Here is a 14,391-nt window from a genome sequence, read left to right as displayed (position 1 = left end):
CATCGAATAATTACATATTCCAGGAAGTGACAATACCTTTCTTATTGAAACTAACCCATAATCTGTTATAGGTACCCTTCTCGTTCGCATCATTTCTGGCATCATTTGCACCAGCTGCTGCACTACCACCAGGAATATAACCTGAAACAGCAGAAAGCATATCAAACCCTTCATCTTTGCGGTACAACCAGGTTTCATTACCATTATTATCTAAACTCTTAGAATCTGGACTCCCAAAAGCTGCGATAACCTGGTCTTGTGTTGTTTTACCCACAATAAGATTTGATTTTACATATTGAGATTCAAATTTATCAGCGTTCCCACCAATGTTTGAACACGCACTCAACATTACTGCAAATAACAAAATTAATATTTTTTTCATCTGTATTTTTCCTAATTCATCTTTAGCATGATTTTGACTGACCGGTGTGAATTATATAAAAACTGAATAGAATAACAACAACAATATTTTTACGTGTAATTGTTCTCTATCAATTTTTCAGACACATACATTGAAGATATAAATTTTTAACTATTTAATCACTAAATGACATTAATGTGATTTATTCTTAATAGTCCTCTGATAGCTACGGAGTGTATCACAGCTGAAACACTGGTACACCCCTTCTCAATAACTGAAATATCATACTTCCTGGCCTGATCAGATATAGCAGTAAACAAAATACAGTTTTGTGTCATCATGCCACATAAGGCTATTTTTTTGCATTCTCGCTTTTGTAAAACACTATCAAGTTCAGTTTCGTCAAATGAGTTACCATGACGCTTATTTATAATAATTGCCTTATCTCCTGCCAGTTCAAGCAGTTCAGGAATAATTTCTGAGCCTTTCGTCCCTTCTTCAAAAAAGGCAGCACCTTTACCGGATAAATGTCTGATAAAAATAATCGGTAAATTTTGCTGTTTATATTCAGATATCTGATGCTTAACTTCAGCTAAGGCGCTATCCATATTCCACAAAGGATATTTACCTGTTGCCAGATAATCATTTTGAGCATCAATCACAATCAAAGCTTTACTCATAAATACCTCACCTACTTTATTGACACTTGCATTAGTTACTCTATTTTATCTTACTTTAAATTATATAACGCTTTTACTACACTTTAAAATAAGTCCAGATAAGCGAATCACCTAATACTAAAACTACATAAAAATAGCGCACATTATGTGCGCTATTTTTATATTCATCATTAGGTAGAAATTATCTAAATTGATTACATCGCCAATGGTTTTGGCTCAGCGACAAGTTTAGGAATCTGCCCATAAGTAGCACCAGAACGACACCCTTTATGATTCCAATTGACAATAACACCTTTACTATTGCTAACTAGTGTTTGTTCACACCAACCGTAAGTATAGTTACCAGACCAAACATCACGGGCACTTTCCCAATAGTTTTTCCAGGTATATATTTTTCCACCTGAATTCATTGCAGTACTACTGGCTGGAGCGCCCCATTTGACTAGCGCTGAATCGATATTTTTTCCTAGCCAATCAGCCATGACATCATTTAATGTACGAGAACGCATTGCCATATAGCCTGCATTATAAGGTTCATCTTTTGGTACAGTAATAACCGGACCAGTCATAGATACACTTAAACAGTCATCTAAACGGTAATCAAGTGGCTTCACGACTTTAGTTTTAGGGTTAAAATTGACATACACAGTACAACTTTTATCATCAAGCAGTTGCCACTTTGCAATATACGATCCCGACGGGGTGTAGGTTTCTACTGGTTTACCCCATACTTTAATATAATCATCTATAGTATAATTTTCTGCCATGCTATAGTTTAGATAGCTATTAATAAAATAGTTACCTGATTGAAATTTTTCCGGTACTGAATCTGTTTTTGGTGTATCTGTCATCGCTGCTGCAATATTATTGAGAACTGAAGTACAACCAGTCAAAATTGACACAGTGACTACGCTCATAAGAATAAGTTTTTTACTTAACATAAGTTCCTTTCCATAAATAGATAGATATGATTCTACTAAAATTTATTTTTATCTTATTAAGCTCTCGATTATAGGAAAGTTTATATTTTTATCAACTCTTTAATCTATACCGATAATCATTTGTATATCAATCATAATAAAAGCTGACGTAAATCTCTCATCAATTTTATTAATGCTCGTGCAAATGACTCATAAGAAAAACCCCACTAATACTTTTATATTAGTGGGGTTTCAATGAATTTAACTAATTAATTTATCTAGCTATTGTGTGAGAATTCATTTTTCTTTTTTTAGCTTTTAATAAACTAATCAAATTTTTATGTGGGGTTCTCATTTTTCCCTCCTTCTTGTTACTTATATATCCTTATTTATTCCTATAAATATGCTAATCCTATTTAAAAAACAAATTGATACTGCTTAAAAATCATAAAGTTAGAATTCTCCTGACACACTAACTGTATGATTCAATAATCTTGTTATCCAATAAGATAACAACTAATTCCCCTTTTACCAATGGGTAATCAAAACCATTGGCCAAAACGATTAATATAAATACGTTTCATAACCTGTGCCACTAAACAGTAAAATTTGCATGAATTTTAATATTGAAACGGCAACCATACGGCAACCAGAAATAAAAAATCAGTATAATATTTTAAGGTAAGTTATTGATTTTGAATGGTGCGTCCGAGTGAACTCGAATCACCGACCCCCACCATGTCAAGGTGGTGCTCTAACCAACTGAGCTACGGACGCAGTAAGAATGTATTTAGATAAAATACAGTTGCAAATATTAACGGGCTAAACACGAAGTATCAAGTAAAAAAATCTAAAAATGAATAAATTTTCTGCATTTGAGTAAATTTGCTTATTATATAAACATATTTAAAGACAGAAATATTGTCATAAAAGATTTATAGTAAGGTACTTTCTAGACTCCCACTCTTCAATATACGAATAAAACTATGGAGATAATTTATGCCAAGACCAACAACGAAAGATGAATTATTAACACTCAGTACCCATAATTTTGAACTATTATTTAAACTGATAGATTCAGTACCAGCGGAAAAACAAATGGCTGAATTCCCTTTTGAAGATCGAGATCGCAATATTCGGGATGTGTTATGTCATTTATATGAATGGCATTTAATGATGCTGGGTTGGTATAAAACAGGTATGTCTGGTTCTAAACCTGTTACACCAGCTGAAGGTTATACCTGGCAGACAATTCCAGCTCTGAATCTGGTTATCTGGCAAAAATACCAAAACACAAGCTTACCTGATGCAATAAAATTATTAAATTCCAGCCATCAACAAGTGATGAAGCTAATTAAAAAGCACAGTAATGACGAGTTATTTACCAAAAAGTACTACCCGTGGACAGGCACAACATCACTTGGTGCTTATCTTATTTCAAGCACTTCCAGCCACTATGACTGGGCAATAAAGAAGATTAAAAAATATGTGAAAACACTAAAAGATTAGCGTTTTGGTTTCCATGCTGGTAACTTTTTTAAGACGGTGTAAGCCGTCTCTCTGGCTACTATTCTATCCATTTTATGTTCGCGGATCATAAAGCACGTCAGATTCTCCCAGCGCTCATCAAAACTCTGCATTGAGCCATCTTCTCGGGCACAGTGTTTACAATAATTTTTTGAAATATCAAGACGTGGATAATCACCAATAGAGGTCATTGGCATTCCACAAGCAATACACATTTTCATCGTTGATTAACCTTACTTATAATAAGCTTATCTTAAAAATCCTACTCCTCCTTATCTGATAATGCAATACAGATAAATGGTTTATCTCACCCTATTTATGACTAATGAGTAAAAATAAGGTATAATCGCGTTTTTTCTAAAAATGGATGATAATTATGGACTCAATACCTAATTGCCCGATTTGTTCTTCGCAGCATACTTATTCTGACGGTACTTTATATATTTGCCCGGAATGTGCTCATGAGTGGGATCCAAACGAAGCTCCAGCTTCTGGCCTTGAAGTAAAAGACAGTAATGGTAACTTACTGGTTGATGGTGACTCAATTATTCTAATCAAAGATTTAAAATTAAAAGGTTCATCAACCGTTCTTAAAAAAGGCGCCAAAGCTAAAGGTATTCGTTTAGTGGAAGGTGATCACGAGATCGACTGTAAAATTGATGGCATGAAAGTGATGCTAAAAGCTTGCTTTGTGAAAAAGGCTTAATACATTTATCTAAGCAGATGAATTCTCATCTGCTCTACTCTTCTGTCTCACCAAATAAGTCTAATTGATCAACTGTTTCTGGTATTTGTGCCTTTTGAGATTCTTGCAATAGCTGATACTGACGACGTAAAGCACGTTGCTTACATAATCTCAGCACCACACGCTTTTGTTCATTAGTAAACTTTAACCACAAAAAGCGCTCATCGCGTGAGCGAAAACAAGTCATGCAATATCCTTGCTTGTTAGTTTCACAAACCCGCTTACATGGGCTTTCAATGTCAAAGATTTCAATTTGATCTAACATAAAAAATATTCATGCTACTTATAAATTCAGTTTTACTCATTATACAACTCATCATAAAATAAACGCATTATTTCTGGTAAATTAAGCGATTAATTTTTCTTCGGTTATAGCATAATATTTATCAGTACCAATATTTATTAATATAAATCAATACATTACGCTATATTTCACTTTACGTAACCATTTGATTTATTTAAAGTTTTTAGGTAAATAACAATTGAATAAACTTATTTCCTCTCGTCCCGCAGTAACAGGCGATCTACCTTTTATTGTTGATGTCTACAACTCAACTATTGCCGGACGTATGGTAACAGCAGATACTACGCCTGTCTCAGTAGAAAGTCGTCTGGATTGGTTTAATCAGCATCAAACAGCAGAAAGACCATTATGGCTAATTGAGTATGATGGCAAGCCTTGTGGCTGGGTGAGCCTTTCCAGCTTTTATGGTCGCCCAGCTTATAATAAAACGGTAGAAATCAGTTTATATATTCATAGTGATTTTCGTGGTAAAAGAATTGCACAAACGATTGTTCCGCAGCTTGAGTCTCACGCTAAGTCACACAAAATCGAAACAATTTTATGTTTCATTTTTGGGCATAACTTACCCAGTCTCGGTTTATTTTCTAAACTGGGCTATCAGCAATATGGCTTATTGCCGGAAGTGGCTGAGCTAGATAATATCAAACGTGATCTTGTCATTTTAGGTAAGAAAATTATCTAACCGCTAATCGTTGTTCTGATAGGGTCTCTACTGCATATCTAACTTAGATTGCAAAGTTGAGTTCTGTAAAAAAATAACGATATCCTGCCAGGTAGTCTTATCACGTGCAACAAGGACGTATTTACAATCTTGTGTGTAAATAACGATAAGATTTCCTGTCAACATTGTTGAACTGGTTTCAATGACTACCACGTCTTCAACCCGGCAGATTTGCGGATTCTTTTTCTTAAAAAATAAAGCCGGCAGACCAAATTTGAGATAATCAGCGAAACCTACTTTTTGTTCAAATAATACTCTGCCATCTGTGGAGAGATTTATTCTAGAAACACACTTATAGTTTTTTCTTTTCATTTTTAATTTCTTTAATAATTGTTATTGATGAATTACGACAATATGTTATTTTACTGTGTTTGATTTGTGAATAAATCAAAAAGCTAGTTGCGATTTTGGCGGTAATTCGTCATTCTAATAACAAATTAACTGTGATTAAACTGGAATAAACAATGCCTAAAAGATTACTATTAAGCCTATTTATTTTGCTTTTTTCATATTTAAATTTTGCTTATGCAATGCCAACAACCAATCATCTTATCAGAGATGACGGTTCTCCTGTTACCTATTATTTGACCAGACAAAAAATCGCCTCTCCTTCTGATACCTTATTAATTCTGTTACAAGGTTCTGAATGTTCAAGCGTTGCCTATGACAGTACCTTAAATCGTGGACTTTCTCAGGTGATTCCCTCTGCTGATTTATTAACGGTTGAAAAATATGGCTTAGATGCTTACTCTCCGGATCCATTAGCTAAAGAGTTGGTATTTTGCCCTTCTTCTTATATTAAGTATGATTCACCAAGCCAGCGTGTACGAGATGTGAAGCAGGTTCTTGATCGCCTGCAACAAATCCAAACCTATAAAAATATTGTGGTACTGGGAATTAATGAAGGTGGGCTGATAGCCAGCAGGATTGCCTCAGAACTACCAAAAGTGATTAACGCTGTAATTTCAATTAACAGTGGCGGACGTTACTTCATTGATGATGTGTTGTATCGCATTTCAAGAAAACTTAACACAGAAGAAGCTGATACCGAACAACTAGCCTTTATTCGTACCACTGAACGCATCCAAAGAGAAAATCCGGAGCAGCTAGATTTAGATAATCACGGGCTGCTGTGGTGGAAAGATATTTTAAGTTACGACAGGCAAGCTATTCTGGCTCAGGTCACCCAACCGGTTCTGATTATTTCTTCCGGGCAAGAGGTTGATATTTCAATTAAATCAACCAAACAGATGCTTGGCTCACTCAAAAACGATGATGGTAAATATAATATTCGAATGATGGCTTATCCAAATATGAATGGTCAATTTATTAATTTAAATACAGGTCAAAGTGAGTTAATCAGAGTTGTTGAAGATATTCGGGTCTGGCTGGCTAATTATCGGGTATTACAATAACGTTTAAAATTAGTACTATTTTTTTATTAGCTCTGGCACAGATCACAAAAAGCAGATTTTCTCTGCATAATGACGTAATTCTATTCTGATTTTATAGCTAAATTAACTGATTTCATGAATAATACACCCTTATTATTTTTACTTAATTCAGGCATATTAAAAATATAATGAAAGCAAAAGTTCAGGTTAATAAATCCATTTATATTGTCATGCTGTTTATTCTACTTATCTTGCCTATTGCGATCAGCTTTTCTGATCCAACGTCAAGCAGCGACACTACCCTATTATCGGTAATTCTTATCGTCACGATGTTAATACTGGCCGGCCTGATTATCATGATTTTATATACAGCAAAAGTTGAATTTACTGATACTGAGCTTGAAATTGGTGACAAACTTTATACTAAAAAAGTATCACTGACAGATATCAGGCAACTAGAGCTATTTGAACAACAACTGCCTGTGGGCTATCAACTTGGTGCTAAAGTTGGTGGTGTTAATATTCACGCTTATCAGTCAGGTAATTTTAGAATCAAAAAAGATTTCAGCCGTAAAGTGTTTGCCTGTAAAGGAAGAGCACCTTATGCTTTTGCGGAACTACTCAATGGTGAATCAATGCTGTTCTCGATTCCTGATATGGTTTTTGGTCAGGCATTACAGGCAAAATTAAGTCAGTCCAAGGCTCATAACGAAATAATACCAGAATAATCCTACAGAATACGTAAAATAAAAGCCACACTAGGTGGCTTTTATTTTATCAAGCTTTAGTTAATATTTGGAAAATTTAAGATCAACTCAACAACACCATTAATCACAAACTGAACCCCCATACAGACCAATAAAAAACCCATAATACGAGAGATAGCTTCAATCCCGCTCTTACCAAATAAGCGCATAATTACGCCAGAGCTTCTTAAACAAAACCATAAAATCAGACTTAAACTCAAAGGAACCAGAATCGAAGCGGTATACATCACCCAAGGTGTCATTTCAATGGCGCCAGTTTTCACTGAAGCTGCTGTGCTAATAATCATAGCAATCGTACCCGGACCTGCTGTACTTGGCATAGCCAAAGGGACAAAAGCGATATTGGTTGATTGCTCGTTACGAATTTCCTGACGTTTATCATCAGCTTCTATACTTTTATAAGATGCCTGCTGAGGAAAGAGCATTCTAAAACCAATAAAGGCTACGATCATCCCACCGGCAATACGCAAACCGGTGATAGAAATACCAAACGTATTCATGATCAATTGACCAAAATAAAACGCCACCACCATAATAATAAAGACATAGATACAAGCCATTTTAGCCTGATGATTACGTTCCTGAGCAGTCATATTACCGGATAGTCCGAGCAATAATGCAACAGTGGTCAAAGGATTAGTTAATGGCACAAACATAATAACCCCAACACCAACCACTTGTAATAATTCAATCATTCAATTACCTATTTTTACCGACTCTCTTTATTTATAGCAATTAATGATAACTGATTTATGCAGAATCACCAGTTGCTAAGTTATTTAATTATGTGAAAAAATAAAAATCCTCCGGTGCAGGCACAGGAGGATCACTCATCTATTCTGATAACGAGCTAATTTGAATAATTAGTCGATATGTTTTTGTACCCATTCATGAGCAAATGTTTTAAACGCTTTAAGTGGTGGATAGTGTGAATTACGTTTTAATGAACTTAACATCAATGGCTTTTTAGGCGGATTTTCCAGATCAATCACAGTGACTCCATCACTGAAATACTTCACTGATTTTTTCGGGAAGAATCCAACAAACTCTTGATAACGAACCATATTCATTTTTAGATCAAGCAAGCTACATTCACTATAATTTCTAGGATCAATGCCTACATCTTCCAGTGCTTTACAAATGATCGTATACGCACCGGTATCTTTTTGTGGCAATACCATTTTTTGATTAGCTAAATCACCTAATGATAATGGTCCGCTATGTTTAGCTAAAGGATGCTCATTAGCGACAATCACGACTAACTCATCATCAATAAGTAGTTCATGAGCCAAGTAACTTTCATGAAGTTCCTTACTATTTGGAGTAGCAATAGTCACATGTGAATCTGTATCTTTTAGACCACTAATTAATGGATGACTTAAACCTTCGCTGATAATCAGGTTAACATCAGGATATTTGTTATGGAATTCTGACATCATATCACCCATTCTCAGATATCCGACTACCGGGATGATACCAACGACTAATTTACCTTTTACTGTCGCATCATAAGACTCTACAAAGTCCTGAAAACTATCCATTTCCGCGATGAGCTTATTTGCTCTTTCTACAAACACTTCACCAAACTCGGTTAATTTAAAATGACGAGTTGTTCTGTCGATAATCTTTTTACCGATCTTAGTTTCAAGTTTTGTGACATGTTGTGACAAAGAGGGTTGTGAAATATTTAATACCTCGGATGCCTTAGTGAAGCTTTGCCAACGACTCAACTCCACCAGATAACTAAGCCTCTTTATATTCATCCTATTACCTCTATTTATTTGGTTTGTTTATAAATGTTATTCAAAAATCTTATAATTTATCTGTTATATATTACACAGAATTTTATTCTATTTATTGGAATTATCACCTAATCAAGCAAAAAAGTGCGAATTTGGGTAATGATGGATTATATGTTCGAGTTTAAATATTATCAACGATGATTTTTATCAATTTTGAATAAAAGTGACATAGAATACAGAGAGTTATTCGATAAAATAACGAAAAGCTTATGATTTCTTTATGGAATAAACCCTGACAGGGCGCCCAACTGACAGATAAGCTAAATAACTTTCAAGCTCACCTGCCTCTTCCAGATGGTCGATATATTTTTTTAATGAAATACGGGATAAATTAATCAAAGGTACAATATCACTCATACTAAAATCGCCGTTATAGCTATTAATCACCTCCTGAACAATTTTTAATGTTTCAGAATCAATGCCTTTAGGTAAAGTTTTAGTATGTTCTGTTGCTTTGGCAAATATACGAGAATCTAACTGCTTTTGATCTAAAATCTCAGTTGAAGACAGCAGCCTGACTCGTTCCTGATAAGACAATAACGCAGTACGGAAACGACCGAATGTGAAAGGTTTAACAATATAGTCGATGACACCAAGTCTTAAAGCGGTTTGAATATCAGAAGTATTACAGGCAGCAGTGACCATAATAATATCTATTTTAGGATAGCTGGTTCGAATGTGCTGTAACAGCTTTAAACCATCCATTTTGGGCATAAAAACATCAAGGAGTAATAATGACACATGATTATCATGAATGTAGTGCAATGCTTCCTCACCATCACTAACTTGTCCGACAAGTTTAAATCCGGGGATCATCTGTAAATATTTACGGTTTAGCTCTGCCACCATCGGATCATCTTCAACAATCAATACATCAATCATGGTTATTTCCCTGATAGAGTTCATCTAATGGTAATGATACGTGAAAACAGGCACCTTGTTGAGCTTTTGTCTCACAGATATTAATAAATCCACCCAGTTCATCGATACTGGCTAGCACTAAATATAACCCAAAACCACGATTATCACCTTTTGTGGAGTAACCTTTGGTAAAAATTTTCTTAAGATCCTGCTCTTCTATCCCGTCACCACTATCTTGTACTTCAATCTCAAAATTTTTATCAGTTAAAGATAAGTTCACGGTGATTTGCTTATCATCGACAAATTGCACCGCATCCAGACCATTATCAATTAAATTACCTAAAATAGTGACCAGACTATGTATTACTGAGCTGTTGGCAATTGGCTGTAATATGCCACTGATATTTAAGTGTAGTTCAACTCCAAGTTCACGCGCCCGGCTAAATTTACTATTTAAAAAACCGGCAATAATAGGTTCTTTGATTGACTGAGAAATACCATCCTGCTCGGCCTGACGACTGCCTATCACCTCTTCAATATAGTTGATGAGTTCATCTTTATTATCATTAAAAGCCAGTCCATAAATCACATGTAACTTATTATTAAATTCATGAGACTGAGAACGCAGCGCATCGGCATAACTGTTTACGCCAGTCAGATTTTCTGCCAGCTGACGAACTTCTGTCATATCTCTAAACGAAGCAACCGCGCCAACCAGCTGACCTTTAACAAACAGTGGAGTCCGATTGGTTAAAATAGTAATGCCATTAATATTTTGTTCACTATCATATTCCGGTTTGCCCGTTTGCATAACTTCATGCAATCTGGAATTAGGAATAATCAAACTGACATTATGATTAACAATATTTTCATGGTTACTATCAGTACGCAGAATTCGTTTAGCCTCATCATTGATTTCTGTCACCAGCCCTTCCCGGTTGATAACAATAATGCCCTCTTTCACAGTACGAATAATCGCATCACGCTCTTCAAAGAGTTTCACCATCTCAAAAGGCTCAAAGCCGAGTAAGATATTTTTAATATTGCGGGATAAAAATAGCGCCAGACTAATGGCAATAGCTAAAGAGATCACCAGCGTGAGTAAAATAGGTTGACTAGTTCGGGAGGCAATATGATCAATTTTTTGCAAAGTCTGCCCGACCATCACCGCGCCAATTTGCTGATTTTGTTCGTTAACAATTGGGTGGAATGACCGAATTGATACTCCTAGCGTTCCCTTCGCAGTAGAAAGATAAGATTCTCCCTGAAGAGCCCTTTCACCATCACCACCAACAATCATCTGACCAATTTTAGTCACATCAGGGTGAGTGAAGCGTTTACCATCCATACCAAAGATAGTAATAAATTCTACTTGTGAGAGCTGACGAGTAATTTCTGCATAAGACTGAAGCGCAGATAAATTTTCAGGTGTCGGGTGACTAATATTATTAATTACACTTGGGGAAACAGCCACAAGACTGGCTACATTTTCAACCCGTTGACTGGCATCCTCGTAATATTCATTATTTACAATACGAATAATATAAATATTTTCTGCCACAACAGCTAATATAAACACCAGACAAATCAGGATGATGAGTTTTGTTTTTAATTTAAGATTATCAAGAAACTTTTTCATATCTCAACCTGCATGATTGGTATTAAAACATTCATAGTGATCATTAAAAATAGTAAAACCTGCTTAATAATAAACGATTAAGCAGGTTTTATTTAGCTAATTAGCAGAAAATAACAACTATTTTTTTACTGCATTTCTGACACTTTCCGCCACGACTTTTGACACATTAGGCTCAAACGCATTTGGCAAAATATAGTCAGGTGATAACTTATCTGCAGTGACAATACTCGCTAAGCCTTTAGCAGCAGCAAGTTGCATTTCAAGGGTAATATCTTTTGCCCTTGCATCAAGCGCACCACGGAAAATCCCAGGAAAAGCCAGAACGTTATTGATTTGATTTGGAAAATCACTACGTCCGGTACCAACTACATAAGCACCACCGGCTTTGGCTTCATCCGGCATGATTTCTGGCATCGGATTAGCCATAGCAAAGACGATCGATTTATCAGCCATAGTCGCTACCCACTCTTTCTTTAAAACGCCAGGAGCAGAAACACCAACAAACACATCAGCGCCTTTGACTGCATCCTGCAAAGTACCTGTTTGTTTTTCACGATTGGTTTTCTTTGCCATCTCCATATGATGAGCCGGCAGAGAAGTATCTGATTCACATAAGATTCCGATTTTATCGACGACTTTCAGATTTTTAACACCCGCCGCCAGCAGCATATTAGCAATAGATAAACCTGCTGCACCACCACCATTAATCACCACTTTAGCACTATCAATTGATTTTTGCGCTACTTTTAACGCATTGTATAAAGCAGCCAGAACAACGATTGCCGTACCATGTTGGTCATCATGAAACACCGGAATATCCAGCATTGCTTTCAGGCGTTTTTCAACTTCAAAGCAGCGCGGAGCACTAATATCTTCCAGATTAATACCACCAAATGAAGGAGCCAAAGCAGCAATATGGCTGACTAGTTCATCCGGATCTTGCGTATTAATCGATAAAGGAATAGCATCCACATCAGCAAAACGTTTAAACAGAATAGCTTTACCTTCCATCACTGGAATAGCAGCTTCAGGTCCAATGTTACCTAGTCCAAGTACTGCCGAACCATCAGTAATCACCGCTACTAAATTACGTTTTGAGGTGTATTCATAAACCATCTCTTTGTTATTAGCAATTTCAGTACAAACAGCAGCCACGCCAGGTGTATAGGCAACACTTAAATCTGCCATTGAATTAATTTCTACTTTAGAACGAATTTCTAATTTACCGTGTTTCTCTTTACTGATTGCTAATGCTTTTTCTTGAACTGTTGTCATCTTAATCACCTCGAATAATCTATGAAGTATATAAAATTTATCTTTAATTGTATGTAATATAAATTAAATTCATAATTACATATGTAAATAACGTAATAATGCCGTAGCACAAATTACCATTAGCGCCCCACCTAAACGTGTTGCAACTTGTGCAAATGGCATTAAGTTCATGCGGTTTGCTGTTGACAGAATTGCCACGTCGCCTGTTCCACCCATACCACTTTGGCACGAAGAAATGATAGATGCCTCGACTGGGTACATTTTTAAGAAGTAACTACATACAAAGCCAGTCATTGATACCGTAAACACCACCGCAATAACGGTTAAGAAGTATGGAATAGTCAATACCTGTACTACGCTGCCTAAGTCGATATAAAGCAGACCAAGACCAGCCATTAGCGGATAAGTAAAGTTACCAGAGATAAATTTGTACCATTGCTGGCTGCCTCGCTCTACGCTTTCCGGCAGGATTCGGGAATATTTAACTACCGCGGTAGCAATAATCATCAATACAGGCCCCGGGAAGTGGGTGATTTTTTCTAAAATTAAACCAAGTACAAACATAGTGGATAGAACCATTACAGCCCCACTCATTGCTCTTGCATCTAATGGTGTTGTATCTTCTTTAAGTGCTTCTTCCATTCCTTCAAATTCAATTTTAACCAGTTGGCCTTTACCACTTAAATGTGGTTTAAGCTCACCAACCCGGTTGATAATGGCAGTAAAAGTAATCGCAAAAAAGTTACCCACAACAGTGGCAGGAATTAACGCACTAACGAACATATCATAATCTTGATTTAAGATATTACTGTAAGCATTGGAAAGCTGTAATACTCCTTCACCAACTCCACCAGCCATAACCGGTGCAACAGTATAAAACAGTGCATGATCCCAGGTATCACCGAAAGCTACCGCGACACCGACGCCAGCCAGTGCCGCTAAGCACATTCCCAGAATCATCGGAATCATCATACGAATAAAGCCCTGGATCAAAATAACCCGGTGCATACCTAAAATACTACCACAGACAAGGCTTGAGATATAAAACAGCAGGAAGTTTGAATCTTTCATCAACATCTTAGTTGCTGCCAGTGTATTAACATCAAACACATCATTGTAGACCAATAAAGACGGGATAATTAATGACAGGATTGCCGGAGCACCAAACTTTTTAAAGAAAGGCAGGTTCTGTCCAACCGTTCCTAAAAACCAGCCCATTGGTAAAATAACCGCAAACCCGCCAATTAAACTTTTAGGCAGCATATCCAGCTGCGCGGCAATAATCACCACGATAGAACAGATAATAAAAATATGTATTGGTAAAGATCCGATATAGAGATTCTTTTCTTTTATTTTTTGAATAATACTCATAGTAGCCTCATGTTGAATGGGTTG

General features: G+C 36.1%; 17 protein-coding genes and 1 tRNA gene. 5 read left to right on the top strand and 13 right to left on the bottom strand.

The window, feature by feature from the left end; all coding sequences use genetic code 11:
* Positions 1–10: 10 nt before the first annotated feature.
* The 4 genes from IPMB12_RS06445 to IPMB12_RS06430 all read right to left on the bottom strand — a co-directional run bounded on the left by IPMB12_RS06445 (position 11) and on the right by IPMB12_RS06430 (position 2,738).
* Complete coding sequence (locus IPMB12_RS06445; protein ID WP_166916093.1) at positions 11–382, bottom strand: hypothetical protein; 372 nt, start codon at positions 380–382, stop codon at positions 11–13.
* A 161-nt stretch (positions 383–543) separates the two neighbouring features.
* Positions 544–1,041, bottom strand: coding sequence for an isochorismatase family protein (locus tag IPMB12_RS06440; protein WP_166916091.1), 498 nt, complete (start codon positions 1,039–1,041; stop codon positions 544–546).
* Positions 1,042–1,235: 194 nt separating this feature from the next.
* Positions 1,236–1,982 (bottom strand): hypothetical protein, encoded by a 747-nt coding sequence (locus IPMB12_RS06435; RefSeq protein ID WP_166916089.1) that lies wholly within the window; start codon positions 1,980–1,982, stop codon positions 1,236–1,238.
* Positions 1,983–2,661: 679 nt separating this feature from the next.
* Positions 2,662–2,738 (bottom strand) — tRNA-Val (locus IPMB12_RS06430).
* A 222-nt stretch (positions 2,739–2,960) separates the two neighbouring features.
* On the opposite strand from IPMB12_RS06430, the gene IPMB12_RS06425 reads away from it, so the two are divergent.
* Complete coding sequence (locus tag IPMB12_RS06425; protein ID WP_166916087.1) at positions 2,961–3,470, top strand: ClbS/DfsB family four-helix bundle protein; 510 nt, start codon at positions 2,961–2,963, stop codon at positions 3,468–3,470.
* Here the strand turns inward: IPMB12_RS06425 and IPMB12_RS06420 are convergent.
* Positions 3,467–3,709: a zinc ribbon domain-containing protein gene (locus IPMB12_RS06420; protein ID WP_166916084.1), complete on the bottom strand. Its 243-nt coding sequence runs from the start codon at positions 3,707–3,709 to the stop codon at positions 3,467–3,469. The genes IPMB12_RS06425 and IPMB12_RS06420 overlap by 4 nt on opposite strands.
* A gap of 155 nt (positions 3,710–3,864) precedes the next feature.
* Between IPMB12_RS06420 and IPMB12_RS06415 the strand changes: the two genes are divergently transcribed.
* Entirely contained in the window at positions 3,865–4,194 is a 330-nt protein-coding gene (locus tag IPMB12_RS06415) for a zinc ribbon domain-containing protein YjdM (RefSeq protein WP_166916082.1), read from the top strand.
* A 34-nt stretch (positions 4,195–4,228) separates the two neighbouring features.
* On the opposite strand, the gene IPMB12_RS06410 is transcribed toward IPMB12_RS06415, so the two are convergent.
* Complete coding sequence (locus tag IPMB12_RS06410; protein ID WP_407704054.1) at positions 4,229–4,420, bottom strand: DUF1289 domain-containing protein; 192 nt, start codon at positions 4,418–4,420, stop codon at positions 4,229–4,231.
* A 295-nt stretch (positions 4,421–4,715) separates the two neighbouring features.
* Here IPMB12_RS06410 and IPMB12_RS06405 point away from each other — a divergent pair, with 295 nt between their 5' ends.
* Complete coding sequence (locus tag IPMB12_RS06405) at positions 4,716–5,219, top strand: GNAT family N-acetyltransferase (protein ID WP_228720354.1); 504 nt, start codon at positions 4,716–4,718, stop codon at positions 5,217–5,219.
* Positions 5,220–5,246: 27 nt separating this feature from the next.
* Here IPMB12_RS06405 and IPMB12_RS06400 read toward each other — a convergent pair whose 3' ends face one another.
* Positions 5,247–5,570: a hypothetical protein gene (locus IPMB12_RS06400; protein ID WP_166916078.1), complete on the bottom strand. Its 324-nt coding sequence runs from the start codon at positions 5,568–5,570 to the stop codon at positions 5,247–5,249.
* A gap of 152 nt (positions 5,571–5,722) precedes the next feature.
* On the opposite strand from IPMB12_RS06400, the gene IPMB12_RS06395 reads away from it, so the two are divergent.
* Both IPMB12_RS06395 and IPMB12_RS06390 read left to right on the top strand, forming a co-directional pair.
* Positions 5,723–6,673: an alpha/beta hydrolase gene (locus tag IPMB12_RS06395; RefSeq protein ID WP_166916077.1), complete on the top strand. Its 951-nt coding sequence runs from the start codon at positions 5,723–5,725 to the stop codon at positions 6,671–6,673.
* Between the two features lie 167 nt (positions 6,674–6,840).
* Complete coding sequence (locus tag IPMB12_RS06390; RefSeq protein WP_166916075.1) at positions 6,841–7,380, top strand: hypothetical protein; 540 nt, start codon at positions 6,841–6,843, stop codon at positions 7,378–7,380.
* Positions 7,381–7,436: 56 nt separating this feature from the next.
* Here IPMB12_RS06390 and IPMB12_RS06385 read toward each other — a convergent pair whose 3' ends face one another.
* The 6 genes from IPMB12_RS06385 to IPMB12_RS06360 form a co-directional block, all read right to left on the bottom strand.
* Complete coding sequence (locus IPMB12_RS06385) at positions 7,437–8,114, bottom strand: MarC family NAAT transporter (RefSeq protein ID WP_166916073.1); 678 nt, start codon at positions 8,112–8,114, stop codon at positions 7,437–7,439.
* Positions 8,115–8,282: 168 nt separating this feature from the next.
* Complete coding sequence (locus tag IPMB12_RS06380; protein WP_166916071.1) at positions 8,283–9,149, bottom strand: LysR family transcriptional regulator; 867 nt, start codon at positions 9,147–9,149, stop codon at positions 8,283–8,285.
* 279 nt (positions 9,150–9,428) lie between these two features.
* Positions 9,429–10,103 carry a response regulator gene (locus IPMB12_RS06375; RefSeq protein WP_166916069.1) on the bottom strand — a complete coding sequence of 225 codons (675 nt, stop codon included), beginning with the start codon at positions 10,101–10,103 and terminating at the stop codon, positions 9,429–9,431.
* Entirely contained in the window at positions 10,096–11,721 is a 1,626-nt protein-coding gene (gene dcuS / locus IPMB12_RS06370) for a DcuS/MalK family sensor histidine kinase (RefSeq protein WP_166916067.1), read from the bottom strand. The genes IPMB12_RS06375 and dcuS overlap by 8 nt, the downstream gene beginning before the upstream one ends.
* Positions 11,722–11,838: 117 nt before the next feature.
* On the bottom strand, positions 11,839–12,996 hold the full coding sequence (locus IPMB12_RS06365; RefSeq protein ID WP_166916065.1) for an NAD(P)-dependent malic enzyme: 1,158 nt from the start codon (positions 12,994–12,996) through the stop codon (positions 11,839–11,841).
* Positions 12,997–13,071: 75 nt separating this feature from the next.
* Positions 13,072–14,367 (bottom strand): 2-hydroxycarboxylate transporter family protein, encoded by a 1,296-nt coding sequence (locus IPMB12_RS06360; RefSeq protein ID WP_166916063.1) that lies wholly within the window; start codon positions 14,365–14,367, stop codon positions 13,072–13,074.
* Between the last annotated feature and the right edge of the window lie 24 nt (positions 14,368–14,391).

This window comes from Zophobihabitans entericus, from assembly GCF_011745665.1.
In the GTDB taxonomy this organism is placed as follows: Bacteria; Pseudomonadota; Gammaproteobacteria; order Enterobacterales; family Orbaceae; genus Zophobihabitans; species Zophobihabitans entericus.
Note: the sequence above shows the minus strand (reverse complement) of the source record. Positions and strands in the feature narration are given on the sequence as shown.

Excerpts from the sequence above, each read along its gene's own strand:
- IPMB12_RS06445 (WP_166916093.1), bottom strand. The coding sequence starts at position 382 with ATGAAAAAAATATTAATTTTGTTATTTGCAGTAATGTTGAGTGCGTGT.
- IPMB12_RS06440 (WP_166916091.1), bottom strand. The coding sequence starts at position 1,041 with ATGAGTAAAGCTTTGATTGTGATTGATGCTCAAAATGATTATCTGGCA.
- IPMB12_RS06435 (WP_166916089.1), bottom strand. The coding sequence starts at position 1,982 with ATGTTAAGTAAAAAACTTATTCTTATGAGCGTAGTCACTGTGTCAATT.
- IPMB12_RS06425 (WP_166916087.1), top strand. The coding sequence starts at position 2,961 with ATGCCAAGACCAACAACGAAAGATGAATTATTAACACTCAGTACCCAT.
- IPMB12_RS06420 (WP_166916084.1), bottom strand. The coding sequence starts at position 3,709 with ATGAAAATGTGTATTGCTTGTGGAATGCCAATGACCTCTATTGGTGAT.
- IPMB12_RS06415 (WP_166916082.1), top strand. The coding sequence starts at position 3,865 with ATGGACTCAATACCTAATTGCCCGATTTGTTCTTCGCAGCATACTTAT.
- IPMB12_RS06410 (WP_407704054.1), bottom strand. The coding sequence starts at position 4,420 with ATGACTTGTTTTCGCTCACGCGATGAGCGCTTTTTGTGGTTAAAGTTT.
- IPMB12_RS06400 (WP_166916078.1), bottom strand. The coding sequence starts at position 5,570 with ATGAAAAGAAAAAACTATAAGTGTGTTTCTAGAATAAATCTCTCCACA.
- IPMB12_RS06395 (WP_166916077.1), top strand. The coding sequence starts at position 5,723 with ATGCCTAAAAGATTACTATTAAGCCTATTTATTTTGCTTTTTTCATAT.
- IPMB12_RS06390 (WP_166916075.1), top strand. The coding sequence starts at position 6,841 with ATGAAAGCAAAAGTTCAGGTTAATAAATCCATTTATATTGTCATGCTG.
- IPMB12_RS06385 (WP_166916073.1), bottom strand. The coding sequence starts at position 8,114 with ATGATTGAATTATTACAAGTGGTTGGTGTTGGGGTTATTATGTTTGTG.
- IPMB12_RS06375 (WP_166916069.1), bottom strand. The coding sequence starts at position 10,103 with ATGATTGATGTATTGATTGTTGAAGATGATCCGATGGTGGCAGAGCTA.
- dcuS (WP_166916067.1), bottom strand. The coding sequence starts at position 11,721 with ATGAAAAAGTTTCTTGATAATCTTAAATTAAAAACAAAACTCATCATC.
- IPMB12_RS06365 (WP_166916065.1), bottom strand. The coding sequence starts at position 12,996 with ATGACAACAGTTCAAGAAAAAGCATTAGCAATCAGTAAAGAGAAACAC.
- IPMB12_RS06360 (WP_166916063.1), bottom strand. The coding sequence starts at position 14,367 with ATGAGTATTATTCAAAAAATAAAAGAAAAGAATCTCTATATCGGATCT.